This window comes from Natronobiforma cellulositropha, assembly GCF_025629245.1.
GTDB classification, from domain to species: Archaea; Halobacteriota; Halobacteria; order Halobacteriales; family Natrialbaceae; genus Natronobiforma; species Natronobiforma cellulositropha.
Window position 1 is genome coordinate 132,083 of record NZ_JANZXN010000015.1, and the last position, 18,740, is coordinate 150,822.

Annotated in this window: 18 protein-coding genes and 1 pseudogene; 8 read left to right on the forward strand and 11 right to left on the reverse strand. The window is 65.9% G+C overall.

The window, feature by feature from the left end; all coding sequences use genetic code 11:
• The first annotated feature begins 52 nt into the window (after positions 1–52).
• A complete protein-coding gene (locus tag N0B15_RS06340) occupies positions 53–1,126 on the forward strand; it encodes a Gfo/Idh/MocA family protein (protein ID WP_263018733.1) in 1,074 nt (357 codons plus the stop codon).
• Positions 1,127–1,216: 90 nt separating this feature from the next.
• Here the strand turns inward: N0B15_RS06340 and N0B15_RS06345 are convergent, their stop codons facing one another.
• Genes N0B15_RS06345 through N0B15_RS06355 form a run of 3 tightly spaced genes read right to left on the reverse strand, consistent with a single transcriptional unit; the run spans position 1,217 to position 5,380 of the window.
• Positions 1,217–2,617 (reverse strand): cryptochrome/photolyase family protein, encoded by a 1,401-nt coding sequence (locus tag N0B15_RS06345; protein ID WP_263018735.1) that lies wholly within the window; start codon positions 2,615–2,617, stop codon positions 1,217–1,219.
• Positions 2,618–2,669: 52 nt separating this feature from the next.
• Positions 2,670–3,545: a phosphatase PAP2 family protein gene (locus tag N0B15_RS06350; protein WP_263018736.1), complete on the reverse strand. Its 876-nt coding sequence runs from the start codon at positions 3,543–3,545 to the stop codon at positions 2,670–2,672.
• A gap of 53 nt (positions 3,546–3,598) precedes the next feature.
• Positions 3,599–5,380 carry an ABC transporter substrate-binding protein gene (locus tag N0B15_RS06355; RefSeq protein WP_263018737.1) on the reverse strand — a complete coding sequence of 594 codons (1,782 nt, stop codon included), beginning with the start codon at positions 5,378–5,380 and terminating at the stop codon, positions 3,599–3,601.
• 206 nt (positions 5,381–5,586) lie between these two features.
• On the opposite strand from N0B15_RS06355, the gene N0B15_RS06360 reads away from it, so the two are divergent.
• From N0B15_RS06360 to N0B15_RS06370, 3 genes are all read left to right on the forward strand, one after another.
• Positions 5,587–5,736, forward strand: a complete 150-nt coding sequence (locus tag N0B15_RS06360) for a hypothetical protein (protein WP_263018738.1) — start codon at positions 5,587–5,589, stop codon at positions 5,734–5,736.
• Positions 5,733–6,896, forward strand: coding sequence for a tubulin/FtsZ family protein (locus N0B15_RS06365; protein ID WP_263018739.1), 1,164 nt, complete (start codon positions 5,733–5,735; stop codon positions 6,894–6,896). The genes N0B15_RS06360 and N0B15_RS06365 overlap by 4 nt, the downstream gene beginning before the upstream one ends.
• Before the next feature lie 101 nt (positions 6,897–6,997).
• Positions 6,998–7,999 (forward strand): TIGR04024 family LLM class F420-dependent oxidoreductase, encoded by a 1,002-nt coding sequence (locus tag N0B15_RS06370; RefSeq protein ID WP_263018740.1) that lies wholly within the window; start codon positions 6,998–7,000, stop codon positions 7,997–7,999.
• Positions 8,000–8,002: 3 nt separating this feature from the next.
• Here N0B15_RS06370 and N0B15_RS06375 read toward each other — a convergent pair whose 3' ends face one another.
• From N0B15_RS06375 to folP, 3 genes and pseudogenes are all read right to left on the reverse strand, one after another.
• Complete coding sequence (locus N0B15_RS06375; protein WP_263018741.1) at positions 8,003–8,443, reverse strand: hypothetical protein; 441 nt, start codon at positions 8,441–8,443, stop codon at positions 8,003–8,005.
• Between the two features lie 25 nt (positions 8,444–8,468).
• Positions 8,469–9,194 carry a 6-hydroxymethylpterin diphosphokinase MptE-like protein gene (locus tag N0B15_RS06380; RefSeq protein ID WP_263018744.1) on the reverse strand — a complete coding sequence of 242 codons (726 nt, stop codon included), beginning with the start codon at positions 9,192–9,194 and terminating at the stop codon, positions 8,469–8,471.
• A gap of 296 nt (positions 9,195–9,490) precedes the next feature.
• A pseudogene (gene folP, locus N0B15_RS06385) lies at positions 9,491–10,342 on the reverse strand (dihydropteroate synthase); the annotation flags it as partial.
• 136 nt (positions 10,343–10,478) lie between these two features.
• Here folP and N0B15_RS06390 point away from each other — a divergent pair.
• The 4 genes from N0B15_RS06390 to N0B15_RS06405 all read left to right on the forward strand — a co-directional run bounded on the left by N0B15_RS06390 (position 10,479) and on the right by N0B15_RS06405 (position 13,979).
• Positions 10,479–11,021, forward strand: coding sequence for a DUF8114 family protein (locus tag N0B15_RS06390; protein WP_263018745.1), 543 nt, complete (start codon positions 10,479–10,481; stop codon positions 11,019–11,021).
• On the forward strand, positions 11,021–11,794 hold the full coding sequence (locus N0B15_RS06395; RefSeq protein ID WP_263018746.1) for an RNA methyltransferase: 774 nt from the start codon (positions 11,021–11,023) through the stop codon (positions 11,792–11,794). The genes N0B15_RS06390 and N0B15_RS06395 overlap by 1 nt, the downstream gene beginning before the upstream one ends.
• A gap of 324 nt (positions 11,795–12,118) precedes the next feature.
• Positions 12,119–12,697, forward strand: coding sequence for a hypothetical protein (locus N0B15_RS06400; RefSeq protein ID WP_263018751.1), 579 nt, complete (start codon positions 12,119–12,121; stop codon positions 12,695–12,697).
• A gap of 223 nt (positions 12,698–12,920) precedes the next feature.
• Positions 12,921–13,979 carry a hypothetical protein gene (locus N0B15_RS06405; protein ID WP_263018753.1) on the forward strand — a complete coding sequence of 353 codons (1,059 nt, stop codon included), beginning with the start codon at positions 12,921–12,923 and terminating at the stop codon, positions 13,977–13,979.
• 9 nt (positions 13,980–13,988) lie between these two features.
• Here the strand turns inward: N0B15_RS06405 and gatE are convergent, their stop codons facing one another.
• The 5 genes from gatE to N0B15_RS06430 form a co-directional block, all read right to left on the reverse strand.
• Positions 13,989–15,863, reverse strand: coding sequence for a Glu-tRNA(Gln) amidotransferase subunit GatE (gene gatE / locus N0B15_RS06410; protein ID WP_263018754.1), 1,875 nt, complete (start codon positions 15,861–15,863; stop codon positions 13,989–13,991).
• Between the two features lie 132 nt (positions 15,864–15,995).
• Entirely contained in the window at positions 15,996–16,460 is a 465-nt protein-coding gene (locus N0B15_RS06415) for a DcrB/PsbP domain-containing protein (RefSeq protein WP_263018755.1), read from the reverse strand.
• 56 nt (positions 16,461–16,516) lie between these two features.
• On the reverse strand, positions 16,517–17,458 hold the full coding sequence (locus N0B15_RS06420; protein WP_263018756.1) for an aKG-HExxH-type peptide beta-hydroxylase: 942 nt from the start codon (positions 17,456–17,458) through the stop codon (positions 16,517–16,519).
• A 12-nt stretch (positions 17,459–17,470) separates the two neighbouring features.
• Positions 17,471–17,905 (reverse strand): hypothetical protein, encoded by a 435-nt coding sequence (locus tag N0B15_RS06425; protein ID WP_263018757.1) that lies wholly within the window; start codon positions 17,903–17,905, stop codon positions 17,471–17,473.
• Positions 17,906–17,984: 79 nt separating this feature from the next.
• Positions 17,985–18,569 carry a carboxymuconolactone decarboxylase family protein gene (locus N0B15_RS06430; protein ID WP_263018758.1) on the reverse strand — a complete coding sequence of 195 codons (585 nt, stop codon included), beginning with the start codon at positions 18,567–18,569 and terminating at the stop codon, positions 17,985–17,987.
• Positions 18,570–18,740: the final 171 nt, after the last annotated feature.

Consider the following 18,740-nt stretch of genomic DNA (forward strand, 5'->3'; position numbering starts at 1 on the left):
AGGTAGCCGTTCCATCCACTGGACGCACCGCCGTGCAGCCACCCACTACACTATGTCGACGATAGAGACACCCGCCGACGTCCGAACTGGCATCGTCGGTCTCGGAAACATCGGCCACTTCCACGCCGAACGGCTCGTCGAACACGGCGGGACGCTGGCCGGAGGGATGGACGTTTCCGCCGAGGCACGGCAACACTTCGCCAGGCGCTACGGCGTTCCTGTGTACGACGACTATCAAGGCCTCTACGACGAGGTCGACGCCGTCATCGTCACGACGCCCAACAAGTTCCACGAGCCGTACACCGTCGCCGCCCTCGAGCGTGGTCTCCACGTCCTGCTCGAGAAGCCGCTGGCACACCGCCTGGAGAGCGCAGAACGCATCGCCGAGGCGGCGGCCGTCGCCGACGCACACTGTATGATCGGCTTCAACAACCGGTTCTCGAACGCCGTCTCCATCGTGAAAAACCGGATCGACCGGGACGACCTCGGCGAGGTCACCCACATCGAGGCGAACTACGTCCGGCGGCGGGGCGTCCCCGGCCGTGGCTCGTGGTTCACCCGCGAGTCGATCGCCGGCGGCGGTGCGCTCATCGACCTCGGCGTCCACGCCATCGACCTCTCGTTGTTCCTCCTCGAGTACCCACCGATCGAGGAGGTGACCGGCATCGTCAGATCGGAGTTCGGCTCCCGGGAGGACTACGCCTACCTCGACATGTGGGGAGAAGACGCCGGTTCCTCGGGGTTCGACGTCGACGACTCCGCGAGCGCGTTCATCCGCTGTGAGGGCGAGCGGACCATCTCACTCGAGGTCGCCTGGGCGACGAACCGGCCCGCGAACCACGAGTTCGTCGTCCGCGGCACCGACGCGGCCGCCCGCTTCGACCTCCTCGAGAACGATCTCTCGTTTCACTCGACCGGCGCTGCGGGAACCGCCTACCACGAGGACACCGACATCGAGACGCGACAGAACGATACCCACACGGACGAACAGCAGGCGTTCTTCGACGCCATCGTCACCGGCCGCGGCGTCGACGACAGCGTCGAACACGCCCTCGCCGTCCAGCGGGTGATCGACGCCATCTACCGCTCGAGTGAGGGTGGACAGACGGTCTGTCCGGACGGGTAGCGGACTGGCGGCGCTCACGCGTGCTCTCGCGCTCCACGCACTCATCCTCCTTGGCCACCCCTCACACCCCCGCGCACGCTCTCTGCGCACTCACTCTCCCCGTGCTCGCTCGTACAGCTCGAGGGCTGCCTCGCGTCGCGCGGCGTGGTCGACGATCGGTGCCGGGTACGCGGGGGCGAGACGCTCGCGCTCCTCGTCCGAGAGCGTCGGCCAGCCGTGAATCGCCTCGGCGTCGACGTCCTCGAGTTCGGGGACGTACCGGCGGATGTACTCGGCGTCGGGGTCGTATCGTTCGCCCTGCGTCGTCGGATTGAAGATCCGAAAGTACGGCTGGGCGTCGGTGCCGGTGGAGGCGGCCCACTGCCAGCCGCCGGTGTCGTTCGCCGTGTCGTGGTCGAGGAGGTGCTCGCGGTACCAGTCGTAACCCTCGCGCCAGTCGATCAGGAGGTCTTTGGTGAGAAAGGAGGCGACGATCATCCGGACGCGGTTGTGGACCCACCCCTCCGTCGCGAGCTGACGCATTCCGGCGTCGACGATCGGATACCCCGTCTCGCCCGCCTGCCACGCCGCGAGTTCGTCCGGGTCCTCGCGCCAGTCGATGGCGCGCTCGAACCCCGAGAAGTCCTCGGTGACCACCTCCGGGTTGAACGCGAGGACGTGTGCGTAGAACTCCCGCCAGGCCAGTTGGCGCTGGAACGCCGTGACCGACTCGCGTTCCTCGTCGCCCTCGGCGCGCTCGAGTGCACGCTCGGTCTCCCGGTACACCCGTCTGCTCCCGAGCGTCCCCCACTTGAAGTCCACCGAGAGGTGTGAGGTCGCGTCGGCGGCCGGATAGTCGCGCTCGAGCGCGTAGCGGTAGATGTCCTCGCTACAGAACCCCTCGAGACGCGCCCGTGCGCCTTCGGGTGAGAGGTCCGGCACCGCTGCCGTCGGCGCTTCGAAGCCCAGGTCTGTGAGCGTCGGGAGCGGGTCACCGGACACCTCTGCGAGGGCGCCTGCGGGAACCGGGTCGAGCGGTGGGTCTTTCTCCCGGTCGCGCCACTTCTTCCAGAAGTACGAGAACACCGAGTAGTGCCGTCCCGAGTTCGGCGTGATCGATCCCGGTTCGAACAGGAGTCTGTCCTCGTGTGCCTCCCAGCCGACGCCCGCGTCCTCGAGCGCCGCGATGGTCGCCCGGTCGCGTTCGCCGGCGAGTCCCGAGTAGTCGTCGTTCCAGCCGACACTTTCGACGCCGTACTCCTCGGCGAGGTCGAGGAGTACGTCTCCCGGGTCACCGCGTCCGACGACGAGGTCGCTTCCGCGGTCGCGATAGAACGCCCGGAGACCGGCGAGCGCCTCGAGCAGGGAGGCGACCCGGATCGGCGATCCGTGGGCGAGGACCACCGGATCGAAGACGAAGACCGGTACCACCTCGTGTTCGCCGTTCGCGTGGCTCGCGAGCCCTCGGTTGTCCTCGCCACGGAGGTCCCGCCGGTGCCAGTGGAGGTGCACACTCACAGGGACGTCGCTTCGCGGGGAATACTCTCGCCCTACGTGTGATGGGTCAGCGGTCGGTACTCGAGCGGACCTGTTCGACGTTCCGGCGGAGGAATCCCCTGAGGGTGTCGTCGACGTTCCGGCGGACGTAGGCCCGCCCCAACGAGACGCAGACCGCGGCGAGGAGGGTGCCGACGACCACGTCGCTGAACCAGTGGATACCGAGGTACATCGTCGAGACGACGACGCTGAGGGAGATCACGGCCGAGATGGGGACCCAGAGGGGGTAGATGAAGCGCGTCTGCCAGGCGAGAAAGAGGACGGTCATCGACAGCGAGGTGTGGAGGGACGGAAAGACGTTCGTGGGCTCGTTCACCTCGTGGGTGAGGTAGCCGAACTGCGGGAACGCATCGTAGAGGATCGCCTCGAAACGCTGGGGGTCGTGGTTGCGCGGCCCGTAGGCGATGAAGACGGTGTAGAGTGCCAGTCCGATCGCGTAGTTCGTCGTGTAGGCGACGATGAGCGTCTGTAACTCGTCCATCTTCGAGAGCGCGAAGTAGGCGACGAGTGGGAAGACGAGCAAGAAGACGTAGCCGTAGACGTAGACGAACGCGAAGTACGAGGTGAGCGGCTCCGACTGCACCGACTGGACGACGACGACGGGGTTCGTCTCGAAGACGGTCGCCTCGAGTGCGACGATCGAACTGGTAAAGTGCGTGCCGACGACGCGCTGGGAGAGTTCTCGCAGGAAATCCCGCGTGCTGACCCGGACGAACAACACCAGCGTGAGGATCACCAGCGGTACCGAGATCGCGGCGAGACGCCACCGGAAGTCGCTAAACGCCCGCGAGAGCTGTCGCGGGCCGACGAGCACGAGCGCCGTCACGAGCACCATCGGGATGACGACGAGGGCGAGTTCGGTGACGAGCCCTGTGAGCGCCATTACCCGATATTCGTCTCGGTAGCACTTAATCGAGTGTGGTTCCCCACCCGGCTTCAGGCGACCAGGTCACCGTTGTCGTAGTGGTATCCCGCCTCTTCGAACAGCGCGTGTGCGGCCGCCTCGTCGACTTCGCCGTCAGTGCCGGGGAACTCGAGGAGCGAACCGGCGGCGACCGCCGGCAGGTCCCACGGCGAGTCCGGCCGGAAGCCGAGGAGTTCGCCGACGGTCGTCGGCGTCTGTGCGTAGCCGTCGAAGAACTCGCTGGCGACGAACTCCCGGTCGATGAGCCGTGAGACGACGCGCCGGAACTGCGGCAGCGTCAGTTCCGGGTGACGGAGGTTGTATCCGACCATGTAGAACGCGTCCGACCTCGAGTGGAGCGCCGTCGTTCCGTCGGCCTCCTCGACGCTCTCGAGTTGGTTCGCGGTGAGGTACGAGGCGAGGAAGTCGAACTCGCCATCGCCGAGCGCGTCGATGGCCGAGCCGATGTTCGGCGTCACCCTGAACTCGATGTCTTCGACGAGTTCGATCCCATCGAACACCCCGTCGTGGCCGTCGATGTCGACGTCGTGGAGGACGTGGTCGTCGTACGGCTCGAGTCTGACGTACTCACTCCCCGACTCTGCGAACGCGTAGAGTCCCGAGCCGACCGGTTCGTCGTTGTCCCAGCGGACGGCCTCGGTCGCGTGTGAGTCGATGACGGTCGCTCGCTCTGCCCAGACGTGTTCCGGCAGAATCGGCACCGTCAGCACCCGCTCTGCCGCCGGTCTCGCACACTCGTCGAAGGTGAACCGAACCCGACGGTCGTCGAGGACAGCCACGTCGTCGACGGTCGTGATCCGTTCTCTGTACCGCGGCGCTGGAATCTCGTTCTCCGCCTGACCACGTGCGGTGTCCGCGAGCAACCCGACGGTGAACACGACGTCGGACGCCTCGAGAGCGAGACCGTCGTGCCAGGTCAGTCCCTCACGAAGCGTCACCGTCGCAGCGAGCGTATCCCCCTCGTCCCACTCGACGCGTTCGGCGAGCCACGGGACCGTTCCCGTCTCAGTGCGGCGCACCAGCGGATCGTAGAGCAACCCGACGAGCGACCTGATGTCTCGCACGTCGACGGCGATCGGGTTCAGCCGGTCACCGACCGTCTGGTCGACGAGTACGACACGCAACGTCCTCCCGTTCGGCTCCCCGTTCGCGTCGTTCTCGACGGCGCTCGTGTTCCACCGACTGCCGAGCAGTTCGTAGTACTCGAGGGCAGACCTGGGGGTTCGCGTGAGATCACTCCCCTCGTTCGCTGCCCCGAGGCGGTCGGGAAACGCGACGGTGGTAAACGGCGCGACGCCACCGAGCGCAGAAAAGAGGTTCCCGAACGCCGTACGCCGCCGGCCGCCAGCGCTCTCACACTGTCTCTCGAGTAACTCGTCGACCTCCGCGTCGGAGAAACGAAACGGGTTCTGCCAGCCGCGTTCGTTGATGAACGCCGAGTGGAGCAATCCCCGGAGCGCATCGGGGTCGTCGTAGCCAGGGTGACGGACGACGAACACGTCGAAATCGGCGTTGATGAGCGTCTGTCGGTACAGTTCTGACTCCTCGATCGGCTCGAACCCCGCGTCGATACCCGCCGCCGTGAGCGTCGTCTCGAGGTGGCCAGCGATGGTCGCTGCCATCACGTCGTACTCGGCCGGCAGCGCTTTGATCGTCAACGACACCTGCTCGTGTGGCGAGCGCTCCGCGACGGTCCACAGTCGCTCCGAACAGCCAGCGAGGGTCCCGGCACCGACGCCAGCGACGCCACCGAGGAGGCGGCGACGCGTCACTGACGGGGCGCTCTCGTCCATGAATCTGACGTTGGCCGCCACCCCGTAAAGGAGTTACTCTCTCGACAACAGCGTCACCGAGCGCTCCGCACGCGGCGGTGGGTGGCCGCGGTGGTCGGTGTCGAACGCGCCCGGTTTCGCTCGAGTAGTGCGTGCCTACCCACACCGGTCGGGAACCGGTACGCGCTCCATAACAATGGCTAACGTACACGTTCTCGTGACTGTCGATGCACCCTCGTCGCTCGAGTGAACGCCAGTCTCACGCCGTCCTCGAGTCGGACGAACGGCGGTACGCGTCGGAGACGGCAGACCGTACGCGGACGTACGGTCCCCGATACGCCCACACCGCCCAGCGACGCACGACAGGCTACCCATGAAACTCGCACTCATCGGATTCGGACAGGCAGGTGGAAAGATCGTCGACGACTTCCTCGCCTACGAGCACAGCCTCGGCAGCGACTTCGTCTCCGGAGCCATCGCGGTGAACTCCGCGAGTACGGATCTGCACGGTCTCGAGTGGATACCCGACGAACAGCAAATCCTGATCGGCCAGTCCCGCGTGAAAGGACACGGCGTCGGCGCGGACAACGAACTCGGTGCGGAGATCGCCGAAGCCGACGTCGGTGAGATCCAGCGAGCGATCGACGAGATACCCGTCCACGAAATCGACGCCTTCCTCGTCGTCGCTGGCATGGGCGGCGGGACGGGGTCGGGTGGCGCACCGGTGCTCGCGAAACACCTCAGACACCTCTATACGGTTCCGGTGTACGGTCTCGGCGTCCTGCCGGGAACCGACGAGGGTGGCATCTACACGCTCAACGCCGCCCGCTCGTTCCAGACGTTCGTCCGCGAGGTCGACAACCTCCTCGTCTTCGACAACGACGCCTGGCGCGCCTCCGGTGAGTCAGTTCGGAGCGGCTACGACGGCATCAATGCCGAAATCGTCACCCGCTTCGGTACGCTGTTCGCCGCAGGCGAGGTGACCGACGGGGCGAACGTCGCAGAGAGCGTCGTCGACTCCTCGGAGATCATCAACACGCTCGCCGGCGGCGGCGTCTCGACCGTCGGCTACGCGAGTGAGACCGTCGACACCGAGTCCGGACTGCTCTCTCGAGTCACCGGCCGCGACCCCGGCGTCGACGAGGTTGCCGCGACGACGCGCATGACCAGTCTCGTCCGGAAAGGCACGCTCGGCCGACTCACCCTCCCCTGCGAGGTCGAGAGTGCAGAGCGCGCACTCGTCGTCTCCTCGGGCCCACCGGCACACTTGAACCGGAAGGGAATCGAGCGCGGGCGGAAGTGGCTCGAGGAGGAGACCGGCAGCATGGAGGTTCGCGGCGGTGACTTCCCGCTCCCCGAACGCGAGGAGGTCGGGGTGACGGTCCTCCTCTCGGGGGTGACCAACGTCCCGCGGATCAAACAGCTCCAGCGCGTCGCCATCGAAGCCAGAGACACCGCCGCCGAGGTCAGGGCGGCGAGCCAGGACGGCTTCGAGTCGCTGGTCGACACCCAGGGCGAACTCGACGCACTGTTCTGACCCGCTGCCGTGGGTGCCGGCCGTCACGGTGTTTCGGATTCGATTCGCTGACGCGCTCGACTCTCGAACGTATACGTCACTGGCCGCGCATAGTAGGCCACATGTCTTCGCGTACGCTCTCGCTCCCGGTCGCCTCCCAGCCGAGCATCGACGCGCTCGTCGACCTCGCACGTCTCGGCGAAGCCCGCGGCTACGACCGCGTCTGGGTGCCAGAAACGTGGGGCCGGGACGCCGTCACCGTCCTCGCGACCCTCGCCGCCGAAACCGACGCGATCGGTCTCGGCTCGAGCATCCTCCCGGTCTACTCGCGCTCGCCCGCACTCCTCGGCCAGACGGCCGCCACCCTCCAGGAGACCGCCGACGGCCGCTTTCGTCTCGGTCTCGGCCCGAGCGGTCCCGCGGTGATCGAACACTGGCACGGCGAGGCGTTCGACCGCCCGCTTCGCTACACCCGCGAGACGCTCGAGGTCGTCCGTCGCGTCCTCTCGGGCGAGGTTGTCAGCTACGACGGCCGCTGGCACGAACTCGAGGGGTTTCGCCTGCGCTCTGGGCCACCCGAGACGCCGGTCCCAATCGACCTCGCCGGGATGGGACCGACGGCCGTCGAACTGGCCGGCCGGTACGCCGACGGCTGGCACGCGATCACGTTCACGCCCGAGGGCATGGCCGACCGTCTCCAGGACCTCGAGCGAGGGATCGACCTCGCCGGCCGCGAGCGGACGGACGTTCGGGTCACCCTCTCGGTGACCGCCTGCGCGCTCGCGGACGCCGACCGCGCGCGTCGACTCGGCCGCGAGCACCTCGCCTTCTACATCGGCTCGATGGGGTCGTTCTACCGCGACTCCCTCGCCAGACAGGGCTACGCCGACGCGGCCGACGCCGTCGCGAACGCGTGGCAGGCAGGCGACCGAGACGCCGCGCTCGAGGCACTTCCGGATACGCTCCTCGACGCGGTCACTGCGGTCGGTTCGCCCGACGACGCACGCGAACGGGTCCGTCGCTTCGAGACACTCGACGGCGTCGATAGCGTCTCCGTCTCCCTCCCGCGGGGGGCGACGCCAGCAGAGATCGACGCGACCGTCGAGGCGCTCGCGCCGTCGTGAGGCTCACTCGCTCGAGTCCGGCGGCCTGATGACCCGGTCGACCGCCGAGCGGAAGCCGTCGCTCTCGCGGTACCAGAGCCACGCACCGACACCGGCCGTGAGCAGCGAGGTGACGAGCACGGCGATGGTTGCGTAGAGGTAGGCGCTCGCGCCGTCACCGCCAACTGCGGCGACGTTCGCCGGATTGTCGTTGATCAGGAAGAAGTAGAGGACGAACCACCAGCCAGCGATCGCACTCGCGAAGAGCAACGGCGCGCCGTAGACGTAGTTGCGAAGCCAGACGAGTCCCATCGCCACCGTCGGCCCGAGGTAGCCGACGAGGACGATGAACTCGAGCTGGCCGTCGGTGAACTGTACCGACGCCACGCTGTAGGCGACGGCGAGCATCGCCCCACCGACGAGGTGGGCGACGTACGGCACCGTGACGATGAGACGTTGATCCACGTCTCTCCTTGTCGTGTCGCCCCTCTTAATGATTGTTGCAGCGGCCGTCTACTCGAGTCACCGCCGTCAGTTCTCGCTCGAGTCGCTCGCGTCGGCCGTCGAGGATGGGGAACCGGTCACCGCGGCGACGCTCGAGCCAGGAGAGCAAGCGCTCGGCCCACGCGAGTTTCTTCGCCTTCGTGGGACTCACGGTCGGGTCGTCGACGTCCCAGCCGACGAAGACGAGGTCGCGAGCGCCGAGGTAGTCGGCGAGAAACGCCGCCCGGTCGCCGTCAGTGAACCCCCCGACGTTGACTACGGGACCTGTCGGCGCTGCCTGCGTGGTCGGACAGACGGACGCCGCCGCACAGCGAGGGACGACCCGCTCGAGCGCCGCCCGGTTGTCACCGTGGGCGTGGACGGCCACGGGCGTCCCGCGCTGTGTGAGCGAGACGACCGTCTCCGGGTTCTTATCCAGGTCGGTCACCATACAGTCGACCGGAACGCCCGCCGCCTCGAGCGTGTCGACCGCCGTCGACGCTGCGATTACCACGTCCGCCGTCCGTGCACGCTCGAGTGCGTCCTCGGTCTCGAGTGAGGGACCGGCCCCGGCGATAGCGACGCGCGCCCCGCGAACCGCCGAGAGACGGTCGAAGTCGAACGGCGTCGCTAGCTCCGCTAAGCGGTCTCGGGCCCGCTCGTCGTCGCGTCGCTCGAACTCGAACGCCGCACAGATCGCCTCGTATACCGGCTCCCACTCCTCGAACTCCATCGTCGTCACTGTTCGAGTTCGGTCTCAATAAGTCCGCGTAGTGGGCCAAGCCAGCCTCCAAAGTACCCCTACCCGGGAGGCCGCCCGGCTTCCACTCCCCTCTTCATAAGCGTCCGGCATAAGCTTTCTCTTAGCTGGCCGGCGGCTCGGGACCTGCCCAGACGGCCGATAGCGGCCGATACGCGGCTCGGAGAGATATTTTCCACTGTCGTAGTATCCCGACAAATGGAGTGTGTGTTCTGCTATCGCGTCTCGGGGCCGGGCGCGAGTCGACGGCCGTCGGATCGGTCCGCGGCGAACGCGTGGCCGATCAGCGCCGCGTCTCGCGTTTCGCGCACGTCGTGGGTCCTGATCACGTCCGCACCACGCTCGACCGCCATCGCCGTCGCCGCGAGGCTGACCGGCAAGCGTTCGTCGGTCTCGCGGCCGACGACCTCGCCGAGGAAGTTCTTGCGGTTGATCGAGACCAGCACCGGCCGGCCGAGATCGCGAAACTCCTCGAGCCGTCGGAACGTCTCGCGGTCGTCCGCGAGCGTCTTCGCCTCGCTCCACCCACCGAATGCCGGGTCGACGATCGTCTTCTCGGTGAGACCGTTTTGCTGGAGTGCCTCGTAAACCATGTCGACGTAGTCCGCACTGGCGGCCCACTCCGGCGACTTCCGCGCCGCCCAGTCGGTCTCCTCGACCGCGCCCGGCCGCTCGAGGTCCGGTGGACTCGCCATCTTGACGACGGCGGCGTCGTACTCCGCACAGACTCGCGCCATCGCCGGATCGGCGAAGCCACAGATGTCGTTGACCATGTCGAACCCGCGGGCGAGAGCCGCCTCCGCGACCGCTGCGTAGCGCGTCTCGATCGAGAAGACGGCGTCGCCGGAGACGCTCTCGATGGTCTCGAGGGCGACGTCGAGTCTCGCCAGTTCCGCTTCGGCGCTCAGCACCTCGAAGCGCTTGTTCGCCGACTCGAGACCGACGTCGACGATGTCCGCACCCTCACCGACGAGTTCCTCGTCGACGTACGCAGCAGCGTCCCCCGGGTCGTCGTAGACGCTCGGGTCGTAGGGCGACTCCTCGCTGACGTTCAACACCCCCATGATTCGCGGCGGGTGTCCGCCACCAATCTCGAGTCCGGCCGCGTCGACACTCTCCATGTGCGCACTGACGGAGGGGTGCGGAAAAGGGTCGCGGTTTCGGCGACCGCCGCCTGCATCCGTCGGCGCTCGTCTGACACCCGCCACCGGAGGACACAACAGGCTCTTTTTGTCCGTCGGCGCGAAAGCCCCGCACATGGCCAAGATCAGCATCGGGATGCTCGGCTGGCGCTTCGACGAGGCGGACATCCTCGACGAAGACGGCGAGTTCCTCCCGCTCGAGGAGATGCCACCCGAGGACCGGACCCGGATCGTTCGTCTGGGATCGATCACCAACGCACCCTGCCACGCCTGCTGGCTGATCCACGGCGACGCGAACCTCGACGACTGTAACGCCTCCCAGTACGTCTACGGCGAACCGTTCGCCGAGGTGCTGGTCTGTGAGGAACACGAACCCGACTTCGTCTACTGGTACCGCAGATGCGGTGGCGACGCCTATCGCGGCACCGACGAGTTCCAGGACGCCTTCCACGAGTGGTTCCTCGACGGCGGCCGCGCACCCGAGGGCTACGAGGGCATGGAGTACGTCGAGACCGACCCGCGCGACCTCCCGCCACCGCCGACGGTCGACGACGATGCCCAGGCAGACGATCCCGCCGAAGCGGAGGCGCTCACCGACACGGACATCGTCGACAGCGGCGTCGATTTTGGCTCCGAGTATCCCCGCAGCCGAGACTGATGCCCGACTCACACGCGCCCGCTCGAGACGACACCTCCTCGAGTCCCCTCCCCGCCGTCGCCGTCGTCGACGCGAAGACGCCCGGCAACGTCGGCACCATCGCTCGAGCGATGAAGAACTTCGGGTTCAGCGATCTGTTACTCGTCGACCCGCCAGCACTCGACCCCGACGGCGAGGCCTACGGCTTCGCCGGCCACGCCCGCGAGGACATCCTCCCGAACGCGACCGAGCTGACCTTCGACGACCTCGTCTCCGAGTACCACACCATCGGCTGTACCGCCGTCACCAACGAGACCGACGCGAACCACGTCCGTTTTCCCTTCTCGACGCCCGCCGAACTCGCCGAGCGCCTCCCGACGGTCGCCGGCAAGAGCGCCCTCGTCTTCGGCCGCGAACGTGTCGGTCTCACCAACGAGGAACTCGCCCACATCGACGAAATCTGCTCGATTCCCGCCAGCGCCGACTACCCCGTGCTCAACTTAGGCCAGGCCGCGACGATCACCCTCTACGAACTCCGCACCCTCGCCCTCGACCCCGGCGACACCCAGCACCCCGACCGCGAGCGTACCCGCGCATCCCCGCCCCTGCTCGAGCGTCTCTACGACGGCTGGGCGGACCTGCTCGAGGAGATCAACCACCCCGAAGAGAAACGGGCGAAGACGATGCGGATGATCCGTCGGGTCTACGGCCGGGCCGACCCGACCGAACGCGAGGTCAACACCTTCATCGGAATTCTCCGACGGGCAACCGAACGGCCAGACCGGGATCGGTGACCGACGAGTGGTCGGACCAATCGGTCAGTCGTTCCGTCGGTGATCGCCTTTCCAACCGTATCTCTCGGTCTCGCTCAGACGGGTGCAAATCGAGGGCAATTGGTACGTCGGAGAGTCACTCGAGTTCGCTCTTCGATAGCCACTTGGTGCTACTGCTCTCCATAGCGGAGTTACAACGGACCGGCTACTTTCTCAACGACTGGATTCTACTCTTCCCCACGTGTACCAGAGAATCGCGAGATGATATCTCATTACCAATGGCCACACGACGTCTTTTGACCCCAAGACCCAAAGATTCATTCACTTCACGGTGGTAGACTACGCATGAAAAGACGGAGCTTCATCGGCACTCTCGGAATGAGTGCTGTGCTTCCCGTTTCGGGTTGCACATCAATCGGACGTGACACCTTCTCAGACAGTTCTGGAGCGGACAAATCAACTGACAATTCTGATGATGTTCAATATGCTGATCGAATTCCAGACGAAGCGACATTCGATGTCGAAATTTCAGCGGGTTCGAACGATCACCTGGAAATTCAAAGTGAGGTACCTGATCACAGTATCAAACACTCCGGCGGGGACGTAATAGTAACACTACAAAACCAGGCAGATTCGGAGATACGGCCAGTAGCTGACTACGGGTTTTTCGCCCCGGAACAGCTACTCCGCCGAGGAGAAGGCATTGATCAATTGTATATGTGGATGGAAGATACTCCGACCGGAAATAGGCCTCTCAGCCCGGGAGAAAACGAGTCTGCAAAATATACAGTTGAATTCGCCCACTCGATGTTGGGTGGAACGTTCACTACTAACACTACCATACCATATAATTGGAGAGGAAACATTCTCGAATTTTCGTATTCAATTGCGGTCTCCGCTAGCGTTACCGACCAAGACCAATAATGTGGACTGTTCAATCAATACGACCTATTAAGATCAAAAAGGCAATTTTCCGTAGTTTGTAACCTGAATCTCTGGTTGGACAACTAGTTCTTCTGTCCATCCCTTCATCGGCGTGTTACGCCGGGCGAGCGAACGCCCCGAGCGGCGACGCCGAGGCTGACCGGCCTGACGTCTCCACTGACGGCCACAACCTTCAACGCCGGTGGCCGTGACCCATCCACCGATGGTAGCAACGACGCGACGGCTCGCACTCTGTGCGATCGGCTCCGGACTCGCCTTCCTCGCCGGGTGTGCTGACGCATCGGACGAGCCAGCAGGAGACGACGGCTCGAGCGATGGCTCCGACGACGGTGGACCCGCAGACACCGCTTCGATCCCACTCGGTGACCTCCCACCGTTCGCCACGGCGTTCCCGGCCGCAGTGGAGACGCCCTTCTTCGGCGCGGTCGACCTCGCCTCGATGGCGAACGCGTTCGAGGGACCGGCGGATGGCGAGGAGAGCGAGGGTGTGGAGCCGACAGATCCGCTGTTGCGCAACCCGCTCGTAGGATTGCTCACGGGCTTCTCGTTCCTGCTCGGACTCGGGTTCACCGCCGCCGCGAGCGTACAGGACGCGAACGACGAGACCGAAGACGGCGGCTGGCTGGTCGTCACCGACGAGACGGCCGTCCTCGTCGGCGCGTACGACCTCGCGGGGATCAGCGACGACGCCAGCGCCGCTGGCTTCGACGCGGTTCGTGACGACGCCGACGGCGTGGTGTTCGCCGACGAGAACGGCGGCTACGCCGTCGGCGCGAGCGCGGACCTGTTCGCCATTTCGTTCGCGAACGAGGCTCTGCCGGCACTCGACCCCGTCGCGGCGGTCGAACGCCACGTCGAGGCGGCGACCGGGGAGACGGCCCTGAAACACGAACGCGACGAGGCGTTCGAGCGACTCCTCCGGACGACGGCCGCAGACGGCATCGTCGTCGGTCTCTACGGTGACGGTGACCGACTCGAGGAGACGCCGGTCCCGTCCGGCGACGACCTCGCTATCGACGCCAGCGCGTTCGCGGGCGCGGTCGGCGTGAGCCAACACCTCGAGATGGAGACCGGCGGGAACGGGGCGCTCGCACGGGCGACCGTCCACTACGACCACGAAGAGGCGGTCGACGAACCACGGCTCGAGGCGTCACTCGGGACGCAAGCGCAGTCGACGTCGCTCACGCGAGATGGGACCACGGTTCGCATCGACGCCGAGTACGACGGTGAGACCGTCGACGAGTTCGACGAACTCGAGTAGGCGACGCGTTCAGGCCCGCTTCTGGATCTCTTCGCGGAGCAGTTGGCTGACCAGGTCGCCGTCGGCCTTTCCTCGCAGCGCGCCCATACACTCACCCATCAGCCCCGAGAAGGCCTGCATTCCCTCTTCTTCGACCTGTGGCCCGTTGCGCTCGACGACCTCGAGGACGACCTCGCGCACCTCGTCGTCACCGGCAGCGCCGAGACCCGCCGCCTCCGCGGCGTCGGCTGCAGACTGTGCCGGCTCCCCCGCCAGTACCGTCAGCAGGTCGGTGACGCCCTCGTTCGGGAGGTCACCGTCGGTGACCATGCCGAGCACCTCCTCGAAGTGGCGGTCGGTCAGGTTCTCGACGGGGACGTCGTCGCGACGCAGTTCCGTCACGGTCGACTCGAGCGTACTCGCCGCGAGCGTCGGATTCACACCGTCGGCGACGAGCGACTCGAACAGCGGCATGCGCCTGCCGTAGGCGACCTGCTCGGCGAGTCCGGCGTCGAGGTCGAACTCGGCGGCGTAGCGCTCGACCTTCTCGGTCAGTAGCTCCGGCGTCTCGACCTCGCCCGGGTCGGGTTCGACCGGCGGGACGTCGGTCTCGGGGTACATGCGCGCCGCGCCCGGCAGCGGACGCAGGTAGCGGGTCGTGCCGTCTTCGTTCGCCCCGCGCGTCTCCTCGGGGACGCCGTCGATGGCACCCTGTGCGCGCGCCGCAACCGCTTCGATCGCCGACGCCGCGACCTCGGTCTCGGCGGCGACGATGGCGACGGCGTCCTCGTCGGTCGCCTCGACGGCGCCACGCAGTGCCGCGACCTCCTCCTCGGTGACGCCGTAGGCGGGCAGTTCGTCGGTGTGGAAGATGCCGCCCGCGCCGTGGCGCTTTGCGTGATCGGAGAACTCGGTGCCGAGACGCCGGTCGGGGGCGATCTCCCGGCCGACGAGTCCGTCGAAGCCGACCAGCCGAACCGCCATCACCGACCCGCCAGCCTCGAGCGCGCCGCCGATGACGCCGCTGTCGGTATCTGCGAACGTCTCGGTTACGTCGATCGGCTCAGCGACCGAGCCACCGCGAGACTCGAGTTCGTCGCGAATCGCGACGAGTTCGACCTGGCGGCCGACCTCGTTGCGGACGATGTCGTCGATGTCGTCGAGACTCTGGACGCCCTTGATCTCGACACGCGCACCCTCGGCGATCGAGACGTTCACGTCCTGGCGGATCGTGCCGAGACCGCGTTTGACCTTGCCGGTCGAGCGCAACAACATGCCGATCTGAGCGGCGGCATCTCTGGCCTGCTCGGGCGAGCGGATGTCCGGGCTGGTACCGATTTCGACCAGTGGGATGCCGAGTCGGTCGAGGCTGAACCGGACGCCGTCGTCGGTCTCTGCGACGCGCTGGGCGCTCTCCTCCTCGAGGAGGAGGTCCTCGATGCCGACCGGACCCGCCTCGGTCTCGATCTGCCCGCCGGTCGCCACCAGCGAGGTGCGCTGAAAGCCCGAGGTGTTCGAGCCGTCGACGACGATCTTTCGCATCACCTGGACAAGGTCGACGACGCCCATATCCATCAGCTGGGCGATTTCGAGGGCGGTCTCGAGCGCCTCCTCGTCGAGGCGGTGTGGAGGTTCGTCGTCGGCCTCGACGAGACAGGTGGTGTCGTAGGCGAGGTACTCGAACTCGCGTTCGACCTTGCTCTCCTCGACGGCGGCCTGGTCGAGTTCGCCGAGTTCGCTCCGCGTCGGGTGGAGAAAGCGGGTGAACCGGTGGGTCGACTCTTCGGGGTCGCGAAGCTCGGTCGGGCAGTCACAGAACAGTTTCGTCGCCGTGTCGAGTTGCTGGTGGATTTCCAGACCAGCGACGAGACCGAGGGTCTCGTAGTCGTACTCGGAGTCGCTCATTGGCCACCACTCGGCGGCCCGGGGCTAAAAAACCGTCCAGTTCGCGGTGGGTGACCAGTCCACTGTCGGCGTACACCGCACCCCTGAATACGAGAACGGTCGCAGGCGAGGTGCACGCGAGTCAGCCGACAGTCAGGTGTCGAGACCGTCGACACCGGTGAGCCAGCTATCGGTGTGTTCGTCTCGCTGCCACCGAAGGACTCCGCGCGCCCGCCCGCCGGTGTACCCTGCCTCGCTCGCCCGGAAGAACAACAACAGGCCCGACTCGCACTCGATGTGGTGAACTGGGCGCACCCCGGATTCACCGCCAGTGGAACCAGGGCGGCCGATACTGAATCTGTACCGGAGCGCTTCCGTCGTCGGGTCGAACCCGCTGGTCCGCTCGACTTTGACCGGGACGAGACCCGGGTCGTCCGGATCGACCGGCGACCTGACGTCGATCTCGAGCGACGGTCCCTCTCGAGCAAGCACCGACTGACCCGACGCCGAGAGACCGACGCCAGCGAGTGCGAGCCCGTACAGCAGTCGGCGTCGGCTCGCCATCGAGGTTGGACGACTCGAGTCTCGCAGTTCGTCTGCCTCCGGAGCGTGCGACATCGTTCGTTCGGCGTGATCACGCTCTGGCATATAACCGTACTGGTGGTTCTGGCGGTTCATTGGTCTGTGAGCGCCTCCATCGCCTCGCCGTGTAACGCGTCGAAGAGTTCCTCACCGGCAGGTGTGAACAGCCCCTCCCGGTCGGCCAGTTCCTCGATCAGGTGGCGTAACGACTCCTCTGCTTCCGCCGTCGCCTCCTCGAGCCACGCCCGGTGAGTGTCGTCGATGTCCCGGTCGAGTTCGTCCGCTCGCATCTCGACGAGACCGGTGTAGACGACTGCGGCGTGCAGTGCGCGGTCGGGTTCCCAGAAGCTCTCTCGCCACGGAATCGGAACCTTCTGACTCGCCGCCGCGGAGTACGACGGGTCGAGTACGTCCCGGTGTAAGAGCGTGGCACCGAGTTGCTGGTGGAGCGCCTCGTGGTAGAGGTTCTCTCTGAGGGCGTAGTCTGTGGGTTCGTCTGCGACGCTGTTCGGTGGGATGTGTCGCAGTGCCTTCTCCGTGAGAAACGAACAGTGTGGCACTGCTGGGAACGTCGAAGAGGTGAGGACGGTGGCCGACGTGCCAGGCGCCCGTTCCAGCCAGACGATCAACGAGGTCCACTCCTCGAGCGCTGCCAGCCGGTCGGGTTCGAGCGTCTCCATGCGCTCGAGGGCGTCGAGAGTGTGTTCGATCAGTTCGTCCCGGTTCGTCGCCTGCCGGTGTCCCGCGAGCGGTAGCCGGTCGGTCAACGATCCGATTCCCTCGCCGTCGACCAGGGCGATCGTTCCGTCGCCGTCGGTCCCGTCCGTCCAGTGCAACGCTGGCTGATCCGGTCCAGTGTACGCGTACTCGATTCCCTCTTCGAAGGGATAGGACGCACCCAGAGCGAGGCGCTGACAGAGGTACGGAGGTAACTGCCCGATGATCGGCGCGTACGACTCCGGAGCGTCGTCACGCTCGTCGGCCAGGTCGTGGTAACACTCCACGACGGTCTGCTGAGTGAGTAGCCGATTCATAGGCTCTGGCGTTCACTCCCGTACCGGCTCGAGTCCGGTGCGTTCGTCACCCATCCGCTCTAAAATTTCGACGAAGTCCGGATCGTCGTCGAAACGCTCGCCGACCTCGTTGACGTTCTCGATGAGAACCTCGAGTTTCTCGACCGAACTCAGCCGAGGATTGTCGACCAGGTCGTCGAGTCGGCGCTCGAGTCGGTACAGTTTCTCGACGGCGGGGAGCAAGTGCTCGCGTTGTGGGACGCGCTCCTGATTCACGCGAGCGATCCGCTCGAGTCGTTCGTCGGGAGAGAGCGTCGGGTCGGGAACGTGTTCGATCAACAGACCGCTGAGTTCCTCGAGCTGTCGTGATGCTCGCTCGTTGACGTCGTCGGGGAGCATCTGGTCGGGAACGATGTGGTCGAGTCGCTGCGTCACCTGCATCATCCGATCGCGAGTGTCGTTAGGCATGACCGTTGGATCAATTTCCACCGGCTATACTTCAACGTTCATATTCTATTCTCTATAGCTATTTCCCCCTCGAGGTAGCCTAGTCGTCGGCAGCGATCGCAGCCATATCGAGTTCGCGCCAGATGTCTTGGTAGTCGTAGTCGGTGTCGAGGGCTGTGTTGAGACGGTTGTAGGAGGCGAAGTCGCTCACGAGGTGGGTGAGTTGGACGATGCCTCGGTCACCGAGTCCAACCTCGCGGAGTCGGTCGACGTCCTCGTCGGTGATCGCGTGTGGGTCTTCGTTGACCGCGATGGCGTACTCGACGATCGCCTCGAGTCGCTCGTCTTCGACGACGGCCGTCCCCTGCTCGGCGAACGCCCGGACGTACTCGGTATCGGCGTCGAGACCGAAGTCGAGGATCGTGCAGAACGCGCCGGTGCAGTAGGCACAGCGGTTGGCGGTGGAGACGGCGATACCGACGTGCTGGATCTCCGCCATCGTCAGCTCACCGGCTTCCCACAGGGTCGCCGTCGACCCGAGCTTTGCCTTCATGTACTCGGGGAAGTTCAACTCGAGGTAGAAGTGGTTCGGTACCGATCCTTCCATCTCGGTCACCCACTCGAATAGCTCCTGTACAGTTGGGTCATCCACCCGCTCCGGTTCGATGAGTGGCACTCGTGCCATACGTCTGGGGGACGCCGAATCGGTATTTGAAGCGTCTGATGCGCACGGGGTGCGACCGGCGCACAGGGCTGGTTTCACGCACTGGGTGCGCTGGTCGAACCACGCGTGGCGACACCCAGTGTCGAGGCGGTCAGCGACACACGTCACGTTCACGACGGCCACCTGGCTCGA

Coding starts and splice junctions, on each gene's coding strand:
- N0B15_RS06340 (WP_263018733.1), top strand. CDS start 53: ATGTCGACGATAGAGACACCCGCCGACGTCCGAACTGGCATCGTCGGT.
- N0B15_RS06350 (WP_263018736.1), bottom strand. CDS start 3,545: ATGGCGCTCACAGGGCTCGTCACCGAACTCGCCCTCGTCGTCATCCCG.
- N0B15_RS06355 (WP_263018737.1), bottom strand. CDS start 5,380: ATGGACGAGAGCGCCCCGTCAGTGACGCGTCGCCGCCTCCTCGGTGGC.
- N0B15_RS06360 (WP_263018738.1), top strand. CDS start 5,587: ATGCACCCTCGTCGCTCGAGTGAACGCCAGTCTCACGCCGTCCTCGAG.
- N0B15_RS06365 (WP_263018739.1), top strand. CDS start 5,733: ATGAAACTCGCACTCATCGGATTCGGACAGGCAGGTGGAAAGATCGTC.
- N0B15_RS06370 (WP_263018740.1), top strand. CDS start 6,998: ATGTCTTCGCGTACGCTCTCGCTCCCGGTCGCCTCCCAGCCGAGCATC.
- N0B15_RS06380 (WP_263018744.1), bottom strand. CDS start 9,194: ATGGAGTTCGAGGAGTGGGAGCCGGTATACGAGGCGATCTGTGCGGCG.
- N0B15_RS06390 (WP_263018745.1), top strand. CDS start 10,479: ATGGCCAAGATCAGCATCGGGATGCTCGGCTGGCGCTTCGACGAGGCG.
- N0B15_RS06395 (WP_263018746.1), top strand. CDS start 11,021: ATGCCCGACTCACACGCGCCCGCTCGAGACGACACCTCCTCGAGTCCC.
- N0B15_RS06400 (WP_263018751.1), top strand. CDS start 12,119: ATGAAAAGACGGAGCTTCATCGGCACTCTCGGAATGAGTGCTGTGCTT.
- N0B15_RS06405 (WP_263018753.1), top strand. CDS start 12,921: ATGGTAGCAACGACGCGACGGCTCGCACTCTGTGCGATCGGCTCCGGA.
- gatE (WP_263018754.1), bottom strand. CDS start 15,863: ATGAGCGACTCCGAGTACGACTACGAGACCCTCGGTCTCGTCGCTGGT.
- N0B15_RS06415 (WP_263018755.1), bottom strand. CDS start 16,460: ATGTCGCACGCTCCGGAGGCAGACGAACTGCGAGACTCGAGTCGTCCA.
- N0B15_RS06420 (WP_263018756.1), bottom strand. CDS start 17,458: ATGAATCGGCTACTCACTCAGCAGACCGTCGTGGAGTGTTACCACGAC.
- N0B15_RS06425 (WP_263018757.1), bottom strand. CDS start 17,905: ATGCCTAACGACACTCGCGATCGGATGATGCAGGTGACGCAGCGACTC.
- N0B15_RS06430 (WP_263018758.1), bottom strand. CDS start 18,569: ATGGCACGAGTGCCACTCATCGAACCGGAGCGGGTGGATGACCCAACT.